17 protein-coding genes, 1 tRNA gene and 1 pseudogene are annotated in these 17,708 nt (G+C 64.9%); 13 read left to right on the top strand and 6 right to left on the bottom strand.

Annotated elements, in window-relative coordinates; genetic code table 11:
• From VJV41_RS17210 to VJV41_RS17175, 8 genes are all read left to right on the top strand, one after another.
• On the top strand, positions 1-871 hold an 871-nt coding region (locus VJV41_RS17210), incomplete at its 5' end, for a hypothetical protein (protein WP_325335811.1).
• Between the two features lie 131 nt (positions 872-1,002).
• Positions 1,003-1,085, top strand: a tRNA-Leu gene (locus VJV41_RS17205).
• A gap of 380 nt (positions 1,086-1,465) precedes the next feature.
• Positions 1,466-2,077, top strand: coding sequence for an ANTAR domain-containing response regulator (locus VJV41_RS17200; RefSeq protein ID WP_325335809.1), 612 nt, complete (start codon positions 1,466-1,468; stop codon positions 2,075-2,077).
• Positions 2,078-2,253: 176 nt separating this feature from the next.
• On the top strand, positions 2,254-3,474 hold the full coding sequence (locus tag VJV41_RS17195; RefSeq protein WP_325335808.1) for a branched-chain amino acid ABC transporter substrate-binding protein: 1,221 nt from the start codon (positions 2,254-2,256) through the stop codon (positions 3,472-3,474).
• Between the two features lie 99 nt (positions 3,475-3,573).
• On the top strand, positions 3,574-4,611 hold the full coding sequence (locus VJV41_RS17190) for a branched-chain amino acid ABC transporter permease (protein ID WP_325335806.1): 1,038 nt from the start codon (positions 3,574-3,576) through the stop codon (positions 4,609-4,611).
• A complete protein-coding gene (locus VJV41_RS17185; RefSeq protein WP_325335805.1) occupies positions 4,608-5,819 on the top strand; it encodes a branched-chain amino acid ABC transporter permease in 1,212 nt (403 codons plus the stop codon). Before VJV41_RS17190 ends, VJV41_RS17185 begins: the two co-directional genes overlap by 4 nt.
• Complete coding sequence (locus VJV41_RS17180) at positions 5,816-6,643, top strand: ABC transporter ATP-binding protein (protein WP_325335803.1); 828 nt, start codon at positions 5,816-5,818, stop codon at positions 6,641-6,643. Before VJV41_RS17185 ends, VJV41_RS17180 begins: the two co-directional genes overlap by 4 nt.
• Entirely contained in the window at positions 6,630-7,370 is a 741-nt protein-coding gene (locus VJV41_RS17175; protein ID WP_325335801.1) for an ABC transporter ATP-binding protein, read from the top strand. The genes VJV41_RS17180 and VJV41_RS17175 overlap by 14 nt, the downstream gene beginning before the upstream one ends.
• A 112-nt stretch (positions 7,371-7,482) precedes the next feature.
• Here the strand turns inward: VJV41_RS17175 and VJV41_RS17170 are convergent, their stop codons facing one another.
• The 4 genes from VJV41_RS17170 to VJV41_RS17155 all read right to left on the bottom strand — a co-directional run bounded on the left by VJV41_RS17170 (position 7,483) and on the right by VJV41_RS17155 (position 10,227).
• Positions 7,483-7,713, bottom strand: a complete 231-nt coding sequence (locus VJV41_RS17170) for a DUF167 domain-containing protein (protein WP_325335799.1) — start codon at positions 7,711-7,713, stop codon at positions 7,483-7,485.
• 87 nt (positions 7,714-7,800) lie between these two features.
• Positions 7,801-8,511, bottom strand: coding sequence for a TIGR02206 family membrane protein (locus VJV41_RS17165; RefSeq protein ID WP_325335797.1), 711 nt, complete (start codon positions 8,509-8,511; stop codon positions 7,801-7,803).
• A gap of 79 nt (positions 8,512-8,590) precedes the next feature.
• Positions 8,591-9,790 carry a lipid-transfer protein gene (locus VJV41_RS17160; RefSeq protein ID WP_325335795.1) on the bottom strand — a complete coding sequence of 400 codons (1,200 nt, stop codon included), beginning with the start codon at positions 9,788-9,790 and terminating at the stop codon, positions 8,591-8,593.
• Positions 9,787-10,227, bottom strand: coding sequence for a Zn-ribbon domain-containing OB-fold protein (locus VJV41_RS17155; RefSeq protein WP_325335793.1), 441 nt, complete (start codon positions 10,225-10,227; stop codon positions 9,787-9,789). The genes VJV41_RS17160 and VJV41_RS17155 overlap by 4 nt, the downstream gene beginning before the upstream one ends.
• A gap of 155 nt (positions 10,228-10,382) precedes the next feature.
• On the opposite strand from VJV41_RS17155, the gene VJV41_RS17150 reads away from it, so the two are divergent.
• The 4 genes and pseudogenes from VJV41_RS17150 to polA all read left to right on the top strand — a co-directional run bounded on the left by VJV41_RS17150 (position 10,383) and on the right by polA (position 14,311).
• The gene (locus VJV41_RS17150; RefSeq protein ID WP_325335791.1) at positions 10,383-10,760 is read left to right on the top strand and encodes a hypothetical protein; all 378 of its coding nucleotides are present in this window, start codon (positions 10,383-10,385) and stop codon (positions 10,758-10,760) included.
• A 16-nt stretch (positions 10,761-10,776) separates the two neighbouring features.
• The gene (locus VJV41_RS17145) at positions 10,777-11,232 is read left to right on the top strand and encodes a hypothetical protein (protein WP_325335789.1); all 456 of its coding nucleotides are present in this window, start codon (positions 10,777-10,779) and stop codon (positions 11,230-11,232) included.
• A pseudogene (locus VJV41_RS17140) lies at positions 11,207-11,557 on the top strand (LysR substrate-binding domain-containing protein); the annotation flags it as partial. The gene VJV41_RS17145 and the pseudogene VJV41_RS17140, both read left to right, overlap by 26 nt.
• Positions 11,558-11,638: 81 nt before the next feature.
• Positions 11,639-14,311, top strand: coding sequence for a DNA polymerase I (polA, locus tag VJV41_RS17135; RefSeq protein ID WP_325335815.1), 2,673 nt, complete (start codon positions 11,639-11,641; stop codon positions 14,309-14,311).
• Here polA and VJV41_RS17130 read toward each other — a convergent pair.
• Together VJV41_RS17130 and VJV41_RS17125 are read right to left on the bottom strand one after the other, a co-directional pair.
• Positions 14,308-15,861, bottom strand: a complete 1,554-nt coding sequence (locus VJV41_RS17130) for an adenylate/guanylate cyclase domain-containing protein (RefSeq protein WP_325335787.1) — start codon at positions 15,859-15,861, stop codon at positions 14,308-14,310. The genes polA and VJV41_RS17130 overlap by 4 nt on opposite strands.
• A gap of 109 nt (positions 15,862-15,970) precedes the next feature.
• Positions 15,971-17,104 carry a PrsW family intramembrane metalloprotease gene (locus VJV41_RS17125; protein WP_325335813.1) on the bottom strand — a complete coding sequence of 378 codons (1,134 nt, stop codon included), beginning with the start codon at positions 17,102-17,104 and terminating at the stop codon, positions 15,971-15,973.
• Between the two features lie 272 nt (positions 17,105-17,376).
• Here VJV41_RS17125 and VJV41_RS17120 point away from each other — a divergent pair.
• A partial coding sequence (locus VJV41_RS17120) for a S1 RNA-binding domain-containing protein (RefSeq protein WP_325335786.1) occupies positions 17,377-17,708 on the top strand: 332 nt, incomplete at its 3' end.

Genomic DNA, 17,708 nt, shown 5'->3' with positions numbered 1-17,708 from the left:
CCTCCGGAGCGCGGCCAGTGATGGCATTCGGCTGCGCCTTCAAGGACTGGAAGCGCCGCTCCGAGTTCTCGCGGTTGGCGCGCTGGCCGCGATGTCGAGGGAAGGGGGCGACTTTTCGACGCGCGATGTGATCGACCTTACGGCTCAACTTCGCCTGCCACCGATCCCGAATGTCAGTGCGACCCTTGGGCGTCTGCGGGAGCGCGGAGTGTTGATGCGACCGACCCGCAACCTGTGGGTGTTGACGCCCAAGGGCGAGCATGAACTTGAGACGAATGTCGCTCATGTCCCGATTCATGCGCTTGCCGCTGATCTTGGGCGCATACCCGGCTCCGAGTTCGGTGAGCAGCAACACACGTTGATTCCAGCGTTCCTTGGTCCGATGGGAGCTGCACCCGGGTTGTCGAGAATCCTGTCCGACTCCGCGTTCGAGCGAAACGTCATGCTCATCACTCGGTTTCCGAACGGGCCGGAAGACCACTTCGCAGAACTCATTTCGAGGTTGCGCAACGCCGTATCTCAACACGGGTTAGTACTTCAGGTGGCGAGCGACGGCATGGCTGAAGACACCCTCTGGGCGAACGTGGTCACCTACATGTGGGCGAGTAAGTACGCCATCGTCCTCATGGACAGTGCCGACGGCGTACTCAACTCGAACGTACTGATCGAAATCGGCGGCATGCTGATGACGGGCCGTCGGTGCGCCATTCTTCGTGATAAGACTGTGCCGACAATGCCTTCCGATCTTGTCGGCCACATTTATAAGCCGACTGATCTGTCCGACCATGCGGCCAGTGTTGATCTGATTCACCAATGGATACGCGATGACCTTGGTCTTGGAGAGTGTGAGGACTGCGTCCGAAGCGCCTGATCAGACGAGACGGCTCAGGTGTGACACAATCGCGGCTGAGTTGGCACTTCTTTGTTTGGCGCCGCGGTCGTCGGTCGACGGGTAGACGTTGTACTCGGCGACTCGCGTAACCTATCGTTGCTCTCTCGCAAGCCCGAGTGGCGAAATGGCAGACGCGGCGGACTCAAAATCCGTTGGTGGCAACACCGTGTGGGTTCGACTCCCTCCTCGGGCACTTCGGTGTCACAGATCGTCCTGACGACGCGCTGTGCGCTCGGTTTCTCTGCCACGAAGTCCCGAAGAGCGCCATTCGCGCACTTAGCGGGTGAGCGAACTGGGTACGGAATTCTTTTGGCCTTAGCAGGTCAAGCGGTGGTTTCTCGTGCATACGGTTTGCGTACGCCCCGCTTGTTATGGCTGGCGTTTACGCAGGTCAGGGAGCTAGAGGTACCTACTCAAACCTGTTTACGCAGGTCAGAACGGAGCGGACCCTGGGTTTTGAATCCAGTTCCTCTGCCAATTGGGATACGAGGGCGCCATGTTTTTGTGCGGCTTACCACCATAGAGGATGCCCCGAAGTCGCTGAGCGCGACCGCGACCGCCACAATGGCTCCCATGACCGGGTCACCGACCGACGCCGAAAAGCCGCGCCGTGTCCTCATCGCAGAAGACGAGGCACTCATCCGGCTGGACTTGGCCGAGATGCTGCGCGAAGAAGGCTATGAGATCGTCGGCGAAGCCGGCGACGGGCAAGAAGCGGTCGATCTGGCCGAGAGTCTGAAGCCGGATCTGGTGATCATGGACGTCAAGATGCCGCGCCGCGACGGCATCGATGCCGCATCCGAGATCGCCAGCAAGCGCATCGCGCCGATTGTCATCCTGACCGCGTTCAGCCAGCGCGACCTTGTGGAACGGGCCCGTGACGCGGGCGCCATGGCGTATCTGGTCAAGCCGTTCAACATCACCGACCTGATCCCGGCGATCGAGGTGGCGGTCAGCCGGTTCGGTGAGATGGCCGCGCTGGAAAACGAAGTCGCCACGTTGTCGGACCGGTTGGAGACCCGCAAGCTCGTCGAACGCGCGAAGGGTTTGCTGCAAGCCAAGCAGGGGATGACCGAACCCGAGGCGTTCAAGTGGATTCAGCGCGCGGCGATGGATCGCCGCACCACGATGAAACGCGTCGCCGAAGTGGTGCTCGAGACCCTGGACACTCCTGACAACGCGTAAATACTGGGTTTCCGACGCGCCGTTGTACACGATTAAACAGCCGCTCGGCGGTGCGCGTTTTCCAACATCACGCACCACGGCCCCCCGTTGGCTATGGTCGTCCCGAAGCATTGCCGCCCTGCCCGACCTGGGCAGGTGCGTCGAGGCCGATGAAAACAATGACCCGGAGGTGAAGCGTGCGCGGTCGCGTGGCACGGAATGCATTTGCTCTCGGTAGTGCCGGTTTGGTGGTGTTCGGCGCCATGGGACTAGCCGCCTGCAACCAGTCCAAGCCTGAACAGGAGTCGTCGCAGACCCAGCTGAAAATCGTCGAGCAAGTCCAGATCGACGAGAACGGCAAGGAGGTCAAGGCCGCCGAGGGCGCCGCGCCGGCTGATCCCGCTGGGGATGGCAAAGCGACATGCCCGCCGGTGTCCCTCGCCATGGCCGGTGCGCTCAACGGTCCCGACGCCGCGCTCGGCATCAACATCAAAAACGGCGTGCAGCTCGCCATCGACAAACACAACGCCGCCAACCCCGGCTGCCAGGTGCAGCTGAAGCCGTTCGACACCGAGGGCGACCCGCAGAAGGCCACCGCGATCGCCCCGCAGATCGTCGACGACCAATACACGATCGGCCTCGTCGGCCCGGCGTTCTCCGGCGAGACCAAGGCCACCGGCACCGTGTTCGACCAGGCCGGCCTCGTCGCCGCGACCGCTTCGGCGACAAACCCGACACTGAGCGAGAACGGCTGGAAGACCTTCTTCCGGGGTCTGGCCAATGACGCCGTGCAGGGCCCGTCGGTCGCGAACTACATGAAGAACACGCTGAGCTACAAGAAGATCTGCGTGGTCGACGACAGCACCGACTACGGCCTCGGCCTGGCATCGGCAGTACGTCAGACGCTGGGCCCGGTTGCCGATTCGTCGTGCAACATCTCGGTGAAGAAGGGCGACAAGGACTTCTCCGCCGCGGTGACGCAGATCAAGGGCGCAAGTCCGGACGCCGTGTTCTACAGCGGCTACTACTCGGAGGCCGCGCCGTTCGCCCAGCAGCTCCATGACGGCGGCTTCACCGGGACGTTCGTGTCCGCCGACGGCACCAAGGATCCCGAGTTCGTGAAGCAGGGTGGCGAAGCAACCAAGGGCGCGATCCTGTCGTGCCCTTGCGGTCCGGCCACGGGTGCATTCGCCGACGAGTACAAGAAGAAGTTCAACGCCGATCCGGGCACCTACAGCACCGAGGGCTACGACCTCGGCACCGTCTTGCTGAAGGGCATCGACTCGGGCGCCATCACCCGGCCCGCGCTGCTGGACTTCGTCCGCAACTACAACGGCCAGGGTGTGGCTCGCAAGTACCAGTGGACCCCCACCGGTGAGCTCACAACCAACCTGATCTGGATCTTCAAGGTTCAGTAGCCGCTGAAGCGAGGCGCGTCCGAGACCGAAAGGCTCGGGCGCGTTTTCGCTAAAGACACATCCTCGCAAGAGACACTGTCGCAAGGAGCCGCTCACCGGATGATTCACGCGTGCGTCGACCAGTACGCCTGCTTGGCCGCCAACATCAACTTCAACCTAGAAGGCCTGCGAATCGGCTTCTGGCAGTTGACGATCGACGGACTGTCGTGGGGCGCGATCTATGCGCTGGTGGCCGTCGGTTACACGCTGGTGTTCGGCGTGCTGCGGCTGATCAACTTCGCCCACTCCGAGATCTTCATGTTGGGCATGTTCGGGGCTTACTTCGCGCTCGACGTCATCATGGGCTTCACGCCCAGCGGCAATGCCTACAACAAGGGCATCGCTTTGACGGTGCTGTATCTGGGGATCGCGATGCTGTTCGCGATGCTGGTGTCGGGTTCGGCAGCGGTCGGGCTGGAATTCGTCGCCTACCGGCCGCTGCGAAGACGCAACGCGCGGTCGCTGACTTTCCTCATCACGGCGATCGGTGCGTCATTCGTGATGCAGGAATTCGTCCACTTCATCCTGCCGCACATCATCAAGGGATATGGCGGCAGCAACGCCCAACAGCCGATCATCCTGGTGCAGCCCAAGACGCAGTTCCATATCTTCAACGCGACGGTTTCCAACGTCACAATCGTGATTGTCGTGGCGGCGTTGATCCTTGCGGTGCTCACCGATTTCGCGATCAATCGGACCAAATTCGGCCGCGGTATCCGCGCCGTGGCCCAGGATCCGACGACCGCGACACTGATGGGGGTGTCCCGCGAACGCATCATCATGACGACGTTCCTGATCGGCGGGCTGCTCGCCGGTGCCGCGGCGCTGCTCTACACCCTGAAGGTTCCGCAGGGCATCATCTACTCCGGCGGATTCCTGTTGGGCATCAAGGCTTTCTCCGCGGCGGTGCTGGGCGGCATCGGCAACCTTCGCGGCGCTCTGCTCGGCGGTCTGTTGCTTGGCATCATGGAGAACTACGGCCAGGCAGTGTTCGGCACGCAGTGGCGCGATGTGGTGGCCTTCGTCCTGCTGGTTCTGGTGCTGTTGTTCCGGCCTACCGGGATACTCGGTGAAAGCCTCGGGAAGGCACGGGCATGAGACCAAGCGAGAAGCCGAAGGCGGATCGCGCATCGGGCGTAACCGACAAAGTCCTCGCGCCGGGCGACCGTCTGCGGGAGTGGTGGTCCGGCCTGTCCCGGGTGCAGAAATGGGCCTTCGGCATTCTGCTGTTCGGAGCGCTCGCGCTGCTGCCGCTGTACACGCCGCCGTTCCTGGACACCCCGGGAATCAGCTTCGGCGGCACCATGGCCCAGTTCGCGATGGTCGCGATCATTGCAATCGGGCTGAACGTGGTTGTAGGTCAGGCCGGCCTGCTCGACCTGGGTTACGTCGGCTTCTACGCCGTCGGCGCCTACTCCGTCGCCCTGCTCACCAGCCCCAACAGCCCGTGGAACAAGCTGGGCGCGACGGGGCCTTTCAGCGCCCCGTGGGCATGGTTATCGTGTGTCCCGCTAGCGATGGCGATTACCGCGCTGGCGGGATTGATCCTCGGCATTCCGACGCTGCGTCTGCGCGGTGACTACCTGGCGATCGTCACGCTGGGATTCGGCGAGATCATCCGGCTGATGGCCGACAACCTGTCCGACATCACCAACGGCCCGCGCGGCCTGAGCCAGGTGGCGTTTCCGCGGCTGGGGGAGAGCGACAAGCTCCCGGAGGGGGTCTTTTCCAACGGCAACTCGTCGGGCCACGCCAACTACGGCACCTGGTGGTTCTGGCTCGGCCTCGTACTGATCATCGCCATCCTGCTGCTGGTCGGCAACCTAGAGCGCAGCCGGGTGGGCCGGGCATGGGTGGCGATCCGCGAGGACGAGGACGCCGCGGAAGTGATGGGCGTCAACACCTTCCGGTTCAAGCTGTGGGCGTTCGTGATGGGCGCGGCCATCGGCGGGTTGTCCGGCGCGCTGTACGCGGGCCAGGTGCAGTACGTCGCGCCACCGAGCTTCAACATCATCAACTCGATGCTGTTCCTGTGCGCGGTAGTGCTCGGCGGGCAGGGAAACAAGCTGGGCGTGATCTTCGGCGCGTTCATCATCGTCTACCTGCCCAACCGCCTGCTCGGTGTGCACTTCCTGGGCATCAACATGGGCGACCTGAAGTACCTATTCTTCGGGCTCGCGCTGGTCGTGATGATGATCTTCCGGCCCGAGGGCCTGTTCCCGGCCCGCGCGCAGCTGTTGGCATATGGAAAGGCCGCCCGCGACTGGCTACGAACTCCGCCGGTGGAAAAGGAGCCGGCAGCATGACGATCGAGGACCTGGCAGGCGTCCACCGCGAGATCCACGCCGCTGAGGGTGAAGTCCTTTTGGAGACAAAGGATTTGACGGTCAAGTTCGGCGGTCTTGTGGCGCTGGATTCGGTCACGTTCAGCATCCGCCGCGGCGAGATCCTCGGATTGATCGGGCCCAACGGCGCGGGCAAGACCACCTGCTTCAACGCCATCACGGGGGTGTACCGGCCCAGCTCGGGGTCGGTGATCTTCGACGGGGCGCCGCTGGGCCGGATCAAACGCCACCAGATCACCCGCAAGGGCATCGCCCGTACGTTCCAGAACATCCGGCTGTGGGGCGAGATGACGGCGATGGAGAACGTCGTTGTCGCCACCGACGCGCGGCACCATACGTCCGTGCCCGGTGCACTGGTGCGCACACCCCGCCACCGCCGGGAAGAGAAGACCGCGATCGAACGGGCCGCAGCTCTTCTGCACTTCGTCGGTATCGCGCACCGCGGCGAGGAGAAGGCCAGAAACCTGCCCTACGGCGACCAGCGGCGGCTCGAGATCGCCCGTGCGCTGGCCACCGAGCCGAAGCTGCTGTGCCTCGACGAACCGGCGGCGGGGTTCAACCCCCGCGAAAAAGCCGCGCTGATGGACCTGATCCGCAAGATCCGCGAAGATGGCTACACCGTGTTGCTCATCGAGCACGACATGCGGGTGGTGATGGGCGTCACCGACCGCATCGTGGTGCTGGAGTTCGGCCGCAAGATCGCCGACGGCCTGCCGGCCGAGATCCGCGAGGATCCCAAAGTCATTGCCGCCTACCTGGGGGTGCCCGACGATGACGTCAGCTGACGACCGTCCTGTTCTGCTCGAGGCGCGCGACGTCGTCGTGCACTACGGCCGCATCGAGGCGCTGCACGGTGTGTCGCTGGTGGTTCACGAGGGCGAACTGGTGACCATGCTCGGTGCCAACGGCGCCGGCAAAACCACGATGATGCGGGCGATTTCGGGGCTGCGCCCGCTGACGTCGGGCTCGGTGTGGTTCGAGGGTCGCGACATCAGCCGCGTCAAGGCGCATCGGCGCGTGATCGACGGTCTGATCCAGGCGCCCGAGGGCCGGGGCGTGTTCCCCGGCATGACGGTCGTCGAAAACCTGGAAATGGGTTGCTACGGACGGAAATTCGCCTCCAGGGCCGAACACAACGAGCGGCTGGATTGGGTGCTGGAGACCTTTCCACGCCTCGCGGAACGCAAGAACCAGGTCGGCGGCACACTGTCCGGCGGTGAGCAGCAGATGTTGGCGATCGGCCGTGCGCTGATGGCGCGCCCCAAGGTGCTGCTGCTCGACGAACCGTCGATGGGTCTGGCGCCGATGGTGATCTCGCAGATCTTCAAGATCATCGCCGACATCAACACGCAAGGCACGACGGTGCTGCTGGTCGAGCAGAACGCGCAACAGGCGCTCAGCCGCTCCGATCGGGCCTACATCTTGGAGACCGGTGAAGTGACGCGTAGCGGCAATGCCCGAGAACTGTTGCAGGACGATAGTATTCGCGCCGCCTACCTCGGCGTGGCCTGACTCCCACCCCACTGGCGCCCCCACTCCCACTGCCGCGAGCGTGCGTGTCTGTACGCCGACACGCCGTTAAATGCGTACAAAAGGCGCACGCTCACGAGCCGCGAGAGCGCGATCAATGCTCAATTCGAAACCGCTTGACGCGTGATGTCCTGCCCGACACCAGCTCCAAACTGCTGCGTGGAACGTTGAAATGTGCCGCCAGCAGTTTGGTGACGGCCTCGTTCGCCTTACCCTCGACGGCCTGCTCGCGGACGTAGACCGTCAGCTCACCATCGGCGCCGATCTCGACGAGCGGCCCCTTCCTGCTGCCCGGCTTGATCCGCACCGAGATGACTTCAGCCATCGCCATATCCGGTGACGAGCGTGCGCAAAATGCTCGCGATCCGCGGCATGTCGCCGTGCAAACACGCACGCTCGCGGTGCTCGGTCATCACCCGAGGCTAGCGCGCGACGCCCGTATCCGCTGCCACGGCCAGGTCATCAACGCCCAGGTGAGGAGTACCAGCGTGGCGCCGATGAACACGTAGACAGGCCACGGCCCGAAGAAATCCAGCAGGGACGCGGTGGCGGGTTTGCGGTTGAGAAAGCCGTAGTTGGTCCCGGTGATCGTGTTGAACGTGAACGTAACCACCGCCCACGCCGCTGTGACCACGACCGCGATGCGATAGCTGCGCCATGTCGGCCGCATACCCCGACCCCACGTCAGATAGATGGCCGCCCAGACCACAAGCAAGTGAATCGCCCAGAATGCGATGAACTGGTGGTGCGGGAAGTCCGGGCTCTCGAGAGCCGGTGATATCAACGCCTGTGTGCTCAGCACCAGGCCCCAGTAGTAAGTGAGCGCGTAGGCCCAGTGCCGCTGCGACCACAAGGCGATCGCGCCGGCGACGGTCGCGAGGTCGGTCAGTTGCAGCGGTACCGAACGATAGATCGATGGCGGGATAAGGGTGTAGATGAGGATCGCGGCGTAGATGAGAGCGGTCACTGCTCCGAGAATGCGGCCGAGGCACCTTGCCTGCGGTTCGGTCTGCTTGCGTCCAAACCACACCAGCAGCGCGGCGCCGACCACGAACACCGCGATGACGCCCCAGTGCGAGGGGCCGTATTGCTCGAACGTTCGTTGCGCCAGCGGCGGTGCCATCGTTCCCCGTCGAATTTGAACTTATGTGCGACGTCTCTCGAAATCTTCGCGGATACGCTCAGTTTCGGCTGTGACGGCGCTAGCGAGCAACGATCACGGACGAGCCGTGGCCGAACAGCCCCTGGTTGGCGGTGACGCCGACGGTGGCGCCCTCGACCTGGCGACCGGTGGCCTGACCCTTGAGCTGCCAGGTCAGCTCGCAGACCTGGGCGATCGCCTGGGCGGGGATGGCCTCGCCGAAGCAGGCCAGCCCGCCGGACGGGTTCACCGGGATGCGGCCGCCGATCGTCGTCGCGCCGCTGCGCAGCAGCTGCTCGGCTTCCCCCTTCGGGCATAGACCTAGGTGCTCGTACCAGTCCAGCTCGAGTGCGGTGGACAGGTCGTAGACCTCGGCCAGACTCAGGTCGTCAGGACCGATTCCGGCCTCGGCGTACGCGGCGTCGAGAATCTGGTCCTTGAAAGCTCGATCCGGTGCGGGCATCACCGCCGTGGAATCGGTTGCGATATCGGGCAATTCGGGCAGGTGCTGGGGGTAACGCGGGGTCACCGTCGACACCGCCCGCACCGACGGCACACCGTCGAGCGAACCCAGATGCTTCTTTGCGAACTCCGCGCTGGCCACGATCAGCGCGGCCGCGCCGTCGGAAGTCGCGCAAATGTCCAGCAGCCGAAGGGGATCCGACACCACCGGGCTGGCCAACACATCCTCGACGGAGGCTTCCTTGCGGTAGCGCGCATTGGGGTTGTTCAGGCCGTGACGCGAGTTTTTCACCTTGACCGCGGCGAAATCCTCGAGCGTCGCGCCGTAGAGGTCCATCCGGCGTCGCGCCAGCATGGCGAAGTACACCGTGTTCGTCGCGCCGATCAGGTGGAAGCGCTGCCAGTCAGGGTCGTTCTTGCGTTCGCCGCCCACCGGGGCGAAGAACCCCTTGGGAGTGGTGTCAGCGCCGATCACCAGCGCGACGTCGCAGAACCCGGCGAGGATCTCGGCCCGCGCACTCTGCAGCGCCTGGGATCCGCTGGCACAGGCGGCATACGACGACGACACCGGCACACCGTTCCACCCGAGCTTCTGCGCGAACGTCGCGCCCGCGACGAATCCGGGATAGCCGTTGCGGATCGTGTCGGCGCCGGCGACGAGTTGGATCTGGCGCCAGTCCAGGCCCGCCTCGGCCAGCGCTGCTCGCGCAGCGGCCACGCCGTATTCGGTGAAGTCGTTGCCCCACTTGCCCCATGGGTGCATGCCCGCACCCAGGATGTACAAAGGTTCCGGACTCATGACGCGATCCTCCACGCGTAGACGATGCGCTCGACGCCGTCGTCGTCGACGAACAGCGGCATGGTGGTCAGTTCCATTTCCATGCCGACCTTCAAATCCGCGGCCAGCGTGCCGTCGACCACCTTGCCCAACACGATCAGGCCCTCGTCGGCCAGTTGTACGGCGGCAACGGCGAACGGCTCGAACGGATCTGGGGACGGGTACGGCGGGGGCGGGGCATACCGGTTTTCGGTGTAGCTCCACAGCGTGCCGCGCCGCGACAGCGGCACCTGCGCCAGCTCGTCGCCATCACACGCAGGGTTCGGGCAGTTATTGGCCCGCGGCGGAAACACATACGTCCCGCATTGGTGGCACTTGCCGCCGATGAGATATGGCTCGCCGGACCCGTCGGTCGCGAACCAGCCGTCGATCGCCGGTTGGGTAGATGCAGCTGACACGCGGTCAGCGTACCGACTCCGGCGGTGAAACTGAAACGTGTTCCAGTTTGGCGTTGCAGAGTTGGGATCGGTAGCGAACCCACCCGTGTGCACTTGCGCCGGGAGTAGCGTCTCGGACAACACCGTCCGGGAGCCCAAAGAAACGGAGACCTCCGATGGGACTGTTCGACAAGGCAAAGAAGGCAGCGCAGCAGGCACAGCAGGCGTTGGCCCAGCAGCAGGGTGACGGGATGGTGCACGTGCAGGGTGCCGGTCCGATCGATCCGTCCATCTTGGGCGGGCCGTCGACCCGCTCGGTGGCGCAGGACGACCCGATCTGGCAGCCCATCAACGGCATCTCACTGGAGGACTACGCCGAGCTGGCCCGCGACGCGCAGGCCCGCGGCGTCACCGACGAGGCCGGCATGATCGCCATCGCCCAGGAGAAGGGGTGGAACCCGGCGGACACCAAGGCGGCGCTCGACGGCTGGGTGCAGCGGATGGGCCAGTCGATGGCCGTCGGGCAACAGTTCCGCAAGCTCCTCGGCTACTGATCGAGGACTGATCTGTATGCCTAATCCGTTCAAGGACTGGGCGCGGATGTACGGCGCCAACAAGCAGTACCTGGAATCGCAAGGGCGGCCGTCGTCGTTCTTCGGCCAGATCGCCGACATCCCCAACCAGATGCACGAGGCGGCCGACGCCGCCGAGATCGGCATGAAGATGATGCGGCATTCGCAGCTGACGAACGGCGCGGGCCTGCGCGCGACCCTCACCGTCGAGGGCGTCTGGCAGGTCGGGTCGTACATGAACATGTCGCCCGTACTGCGGATCCAGGGCCGAGTCGAGCGTGAGGGCCCTGGGTCTTCCGAGCCCTACGGTGCCGTCTTCGACGAAGTCGTGGCGCAGATGCACATCGCGCGAGTGCAGCCGGGCGTGAAGCTCGCGGTGTTCGTCGACCCGCAGAACCCGGTGGACATGGCGATCGACTGGATCCGCACGAGTCCGTTTGACGGACCTGGCTGACCGCGCGCTGATCGCACTGCCCGTCGGCGCAGGCATCCGCCATCAATTCGACGCCGCGTGCGCCAAGGCAGGGGTGGCCCCACGGATCGCGTTCGAAGCCAGCACGCCGCTGGCGCTCGCCGACCTTGCCGAGTGACGACTGGGTGTGGCGATCGTTCCCGCGTCGGTCCCGCGAGGCCGCACTCAGCTGCACGCGCTGACGATCGTTCCGGAGCTGCGTGGACGACTCGTGCTGGCCTGGCGGTCGGACGGCCCGATGAGCCCCTCGGCGCGCGTGCTTGTCGAGAAGGCTCGTCGCCTACTGCGTGTCAGCGCTGGTGCATAGAGTAGGGCCGTGAGCCCAGCCAGCACCGCCACCGATAAGAAGACGTCGTCCGACACCACGACGGACCAGAAGCCGACATTGATGCTGCTGGACGGTAATTCGCTGGCGTACCGGGCGTTCTACGCACTCCCTGCGGAGAACTTCAAGACCCAGGGCGGGCTGACCACCAACGCGGTCTACGGCTTCACCGCGATGCTCATCAATCTGCTGCGCGACGAGCAGCCGACCCACATCGCCGCTGCCTTCGATGTGTCGCGCCAGACTTTCCGCGTCGACAAGTATCCGGAGTACAAGGCGGGCCGGTCGTCGACGCCCGATGAGTTCCGGGGACAGATCGACATCACCAAAGAGGTGCTCGTCGCGCTCGGCATCACCGTGCTCGCCGAAGTGGGTTTCGAGGCCGACGATCTCATCGCCACGCTGGCCACTCAGGCGGAGGACGAGGGTTACCGGGTGCTGGTCGTCACCGGCGACCGCGACGCGTTGCAGCTCGTCAGCTCCGACGTCACGGTGCTGTACCCGCGGAAGGGCGTCAGCGAGCTGACGCGGTTCACGCCTGAGGCGGTCGTCGAGAAGTACGGGCTGACGCCGCAGCAGTACCCCGACTTCGCGGCGCTGCGCGGAGATCCCAGCGATAACCTGCCCGGCATCCCGGGCGTGGGGGAGAAGACCGCGACCAAGTGGATCGCCGAATACGGGTCGTTGCAGGCCCTGGTCGACAACGTCGACGCCGTCAAGGGCAAAGTCGGCGACGCGCTGCGGGCCAACCTGTCCAGCGTCGTGCTGAACCGGGAGCTCACCGACCTCGTCAAAGACGTGCCGCTGGCGCAGACGCCGGACACGCTGCGCATGCAGCCCTGGAACCGCGACCAGATCCACCGGCTGTTCGACGATCTGGAGTTCCGGGTGCTGCGCGACCGGCTCTTCGAGACGCTGGCTTCCGCCGATCCGGAGGTTGACCAGGGCTTCGACGTGCGGGGCGGGGCGCTGGAGCCCGGCGAACTGGCCGCCTGGTTGGCAGAGCACAGTCAGGGTGAACGATCTGGGCTCGCGGTCGTCGGTACGCACCTGGCGTTCGACGCCGACGCAACCGCGCTGGCCATCGTCGCCGCCGACGGCGACGGCCGCTACCTCGACACGGCCACGCTGACTGCGGATGACGAAGGCGCGTTGGCGTCCTGGCTTGCCGACCCGGGCCGGCCGAAGGCGTTGCACGAGGCCAAGCTCGCGATGCACGACCTGGAAGGGCGCGGCTGGAAGCTCGCCGGTGTCACCTCCGACACCGCGCTGGCCGCCTACCTGGTCCGTCCTGGCCAGCGCAGCTTCGCGCTCGACGACTTGTCGCTGCGCTACCTGAAGCGCGAGTTGCGCGCGGATAACCCTGAGCAGCAACAGCTTTCGTTGCTCGACGATACCGACGGCGTCGACGACCAGGCCGTGCAGACGGTGATACTGCGGGCCGGCGCGGTGATGGACCTGGCGGATGCCCTCGACGAGGAGCTGGCCCGCATCGATTCGTCGGCGCTGCTGGCCAACATGGAGTTGCCGGTTCAGCGAGTGCTCGCCGAGATGGAGAGTGCGGGGATCGCCGTCGATCTCGAACAGCTATCCGAATTGCAGAGCGAGTTCGCGAATCACATCCGCGACGCAGCCGAGGCCGCGTATGCGGTGATCGGCAAGCAGATCAACCTCGGCTCGCCCAAACAGCTGCAGGTGGTGCTGTTCGACGAGCTGGAAATGCCGAAGACCAAGCGCACCAAGACCGGCTACACCACCGACGCCGATGCGTTGCAGTCGCTGTTCGACAAGACCGGTCACCCCTTCCTGCAGCATCTGCTGGCACATCGCGACGCCACGCGGTTGAAGGTCACCGTCGACGGACTGCTGAACTCGGTGGGCTCCGATGGCCGAATCCACACGACGTTCAACCAGACCATCGCGGCCACTGGGCGGTTGTCATCAACCGAGCCGAACCTGCAGAACATCCCGATCCGCACCGAGGAGGGCAGGCGGATCCGAGACGCCTTCGTCGTCGGCAAGGACAGCCAGGGTGACTACGACGAGCTGATGACCGCCGACTACAGCCAGATCGAGATGCGCATCATGGCGCACCTGTCCAAGGATGATGGGCTGATCGAGGCGTTTCGCACCGGCGAGGACCTGCACTCCTTCGTCGCATCGCGGGCCTTCTCCGTGCCGATCGACGAGGTCACTGGTGAGCTGCGGCGCCGGGTCAAAGCAATGTCGTACGGCCTCGCATACGGGCTGAGCGCCTACGGCCTGGCCGCGCAGCTGAAGATCTCCACCGAAGAAGCGAAGGTGCAGATGGAGCAGTACTTCGCCCGGTTCGGCGGGGTTCGCGACTACCTCCACGAGGTCGTCGACCAGGCCCGCAAGGACGGCTACACGTCAACGGTGCTCGGCCGGCGGCGGTACCTGCCCGAGCTCGACAGCAGTAACCGCAACGTGCGTGAGGCCGCCGAGCGTGCCGCGCTCAACGCGCCGATCCAGGGCAGCGCCGCCGACATCATCAAGGTCGCGATGATCAACGTCGACAAGGCGATCAAGGATGCGGCCCTGAAGTCACGCATGCTGCTGCAGGTGCACGACGAGCTGCTGTTCGAGATCGCGCCGGGGGAGCGTGGCGCTCTTGAGAAGCTGGTCAAGGACGAGATGTGCGGCGCGTACCCACTGGACGTGCCTCTCGAAGTCAGTGTGGGGTTTGGCCGTAGCTGGGATTCTGCTGCGCACTAGGGGTTGTTCATTTGCGGGCGGTGGCCGGGGGCAAGGTGAGTCATCCCGCGCAGGATCCACGGTGCACGTTTGGCCATCGCGAGAACGGCGCGGTCCGAGCGGCGCATCGCGCTCCGAGGCCCGGGGGTCGGTGTTGACATCAATTCCGCCTCAGCGGATCCCGCCCGCGGGCCGTTGCGATCGACCGCCAGGAGTTGCCAGGTGCCGGGCACCCCGCGTAGCTCGACGCCGCCACGGTCATCGAAGCCTGTGCCCGAGCCGATGACCAGGTCACGGACGGTGCGGGATACGAGGATTTCGCCGGCAGCGGCCTGCCCGAGGATCCGCGCCGCGATGTGTACAGCTATTCCCCCGATGTCGTTGTCCAGCAGTTCGCACTCGCCTGTGTGGATGCCCGCGCGGATCTCGGTGCCCAATGCGTCGGCCCCGTCGCGCAAGGCTTCTGCGCACCGGATGGCCTGCGTCGGGCCGTCGAACGTGACGAGGTGGCCGTCGCCGGTGCTTTTGACCACCGTGCCGCCGAATCGTTGCGCATGTTCGGCTGTGATCTCACCAAACCGGTGCATCACCGCACGCCATCGCTCGTCGCCCGTCGCCACCGCGTGTTGGGTCGATGCCACCATGTCGGTGAACAACACGGTGCGCAGGGCGCGATGTGACTGGGACGGCGCCGCATGGCTGCCGGTGAGGAACTCCTCGATCCCGTTCAGGATCTTGTCCGGATCGCTGAACCAGGGCACGTGGTCTCTGCCTTCGACTTCGAGCAACCGCGCGCCGGGGATATGGTCGGCGAGATACCGGCCCTCCTGCACCGGAACGACCTCGTCGCGGGCATGAATGACAAGGGTTGGCACGGAGATCGTCGGCAGGATCGGCCGCACGTCGATCCGGAACGCCGCTTCCAGTGTTGCCCGCGCCATCCCTGGGCTGGCGCTCATGCGCTCCAACATTGCGAGCTGCCGCATCGACCGCATCGACGGCAGCAGAGTCTTGGCCGCCTCGCCGCTGCCCCACGACGAGCAGGCGCCGCGGCCGAAAGCCTGCCAGCGCTCGAGCTGCTCCACCGAGGGCGTGTATTCGTCACCCAGCTCGGGCACGAGGCGCGCCCGCAGCTCGGCCGGATCGCACTCGAAGTCGTCCCACCCGGCGAAGCCGAAGTACGAGAACGTGCCCAAAAGAATCAACGCCCGCGTTCGCTCCGGTCGTGTTGCTGCGAAGACGATAGCGGCCGGGCCGCCCTCGCTCGGACCGAAGATGGCGGCCTTTCCGAAGCCGACGGCGTCCATGATCGCCTCAATCTCGGCCGCCCGATCATCCAGCGTGCGGACCCGCGGAACCGGGTCCGACAGCCCGACCCCGGCCTTGTCGAACAGAAGGACGCGACAGAACGTCGAGAGCCGCTCCGCGAATGCCTCGAATTCGGGCACGGTCCAATACAGCTCGATATGGCTGGCGAACGACCCGGCGAAGACGAGTTCGATGGGCCCGTCGCCGAACACCTGATACGCCAGGCTGAGACCACCGCAGGTTGCGTACGCCGTTTCCGGCACGGCCTGAGCGTACTGCGACGGGCGCTACGACTCGCGGCTTTGGCGCGACCGGCTGACGCTATCGCAAATAATTCCGCCGAAGTCGGTGCGCCCAGAAGTGATCAGCACATCAAGTAGCGTGCGCGCGGTACCCCGCAAGCGACTGGAGCGCGGCGGCGCGCATCGCTCCCACCCAGTACGCCTCTTCGTTCTGCAGGGCGACCACGCGTGGGTCGCCGAAGCCGCGGTCGATGCGGTCCCGCACGAAGGCCAGCTCAACCACCTGCGCGGCGAAGTTCTTGACCGCCTTGCCCGCAGGCTTACCGCCGAGCCGGGTCGCCTCGGCGATCGCCAGCTTGCGGTTGCGGATCGACCCCAGCCAGGTCGCCTCGTTCGGAGTCACCAGACTTGCCGTGATCATTCCGGGCAGCTTTGCGGCCACGACCTGTTGTTCACGGCGACGGCTGGCGACGGCCAGCCAGATCGCCAACCCGAAGATCGGCACCATCCACAACACGTAGACGAGTAGGTAGGCGCCCAGGCCCAGCAGCGACGAGGCGTTCCACAACCCGTGCATGATCACCGCGACGACATAGCCGAGCACGATATAGAGGAGCTTGGCGGCGACGCTGCGCTGCTGCAGAGCGAAGTACACCCCGATGCCGATCGCCGTGGTGAACAGCGGGTGGGCGAACGGCGCCATGATCAACCGCATCGCAGCCGTGACGAGAGAGCCGGCCAGCGATTCGCCGTCGGCGATGTAGAAGATGTCCTCCAGCCAGGCGAAACCCGCCGCGACCAGGCCCGCATACACTAGGCAGTCGGTCATCGAGTTCAGCTCGTTGCGGCGGCGGCCCGTCATCATGAGCAGTAAGAACAGCCCCTTGGCCGCTTCTTCGATCAACGGGGCGCTGATCGCGACGGAGGCGAAGCTGAGTGTCTCGCCGGTGCCGATCGCGGAGTCGATGGAGAGCTCCAGCACCACGGATACGACGACCGCGACCGAGGCTCCCCACAGGAATGCCATCATGAGCAGCCGCGGCGGCTCGGGCTCCCAGCGGTCCAACCAGAGATACGCCAAGAGGACCACCGCTATCGCCACGGTGGAAAGGACGAAGCCGATGGCTGTACCGACGGGGTTGACGGCGGTCAACAGGATAACGATCAGCCCGGTCAGGGTGCCCATCGCGATGAGTACGCCGAGCGGCGCGCCGACCTTGCGGATTCTCTTGGGAAGCCCGGGGCTGTATGGCTGCGGTGGCATCGCGGGAATCGACACGTCAAGAAGGGTAGCTGCGGCCGTCAGGGCCGCCGAACTGTAACGCCACGGCGTAATTTCGGTCGAAATTCCGCCCTCACGTTACTGTCGGCGCGCCGCTGCGCGTGATCATGATTTACCAGCTCGGGACACTGAGTTTGTCCAGCATGTGCCCGGTCGAGTAACCTCGACAGGTACCCGTCTGTGCGCGATCGCGGGTCACACCAATAACAAGAGTCCCATCCCTACGACCAAACCTGTCCGGAGCAACCCACCACATGCCAAGTCCCTCCGTCACCTCGCCGCAAGTAGCCCTTAACGACATCGGCTCGGCCGAGGATTTTCTCGCCGCCATCGACAAAACCATCAAATACTTCAACGATGGCGACATCGTCGAAGGGACCATCGTCAAGGTTGACCGTGACGAAGTCTTGCTCGACATCGGCTACAAGACCGAAGGCGTCATCCCTTCCCGTGAGCTCTCCATCAAGCACGACGTCGACCCCAACGAGGTCGTCTCCGTCGGCGATGAGGTCGAAGCTCTGGTCCTCACCAAGGAGGACAAGGAAGGCCGCCTGATCCTGTCCAAGAAGCGCGCTCAGTACGAGCG

Origin of the sequence: Mycobacterium sp. (assembly GCF_035274705.1) — a bacterium.
Classification (GTDB): Bacteria; Actinomycetota; Actinomycetes; order Mycobacteriales; family Mycobacteriaceae; genus Mycobacterium.
This window is presented reverse-complemented; position numbering and strand designations above follow the sequence as displayed.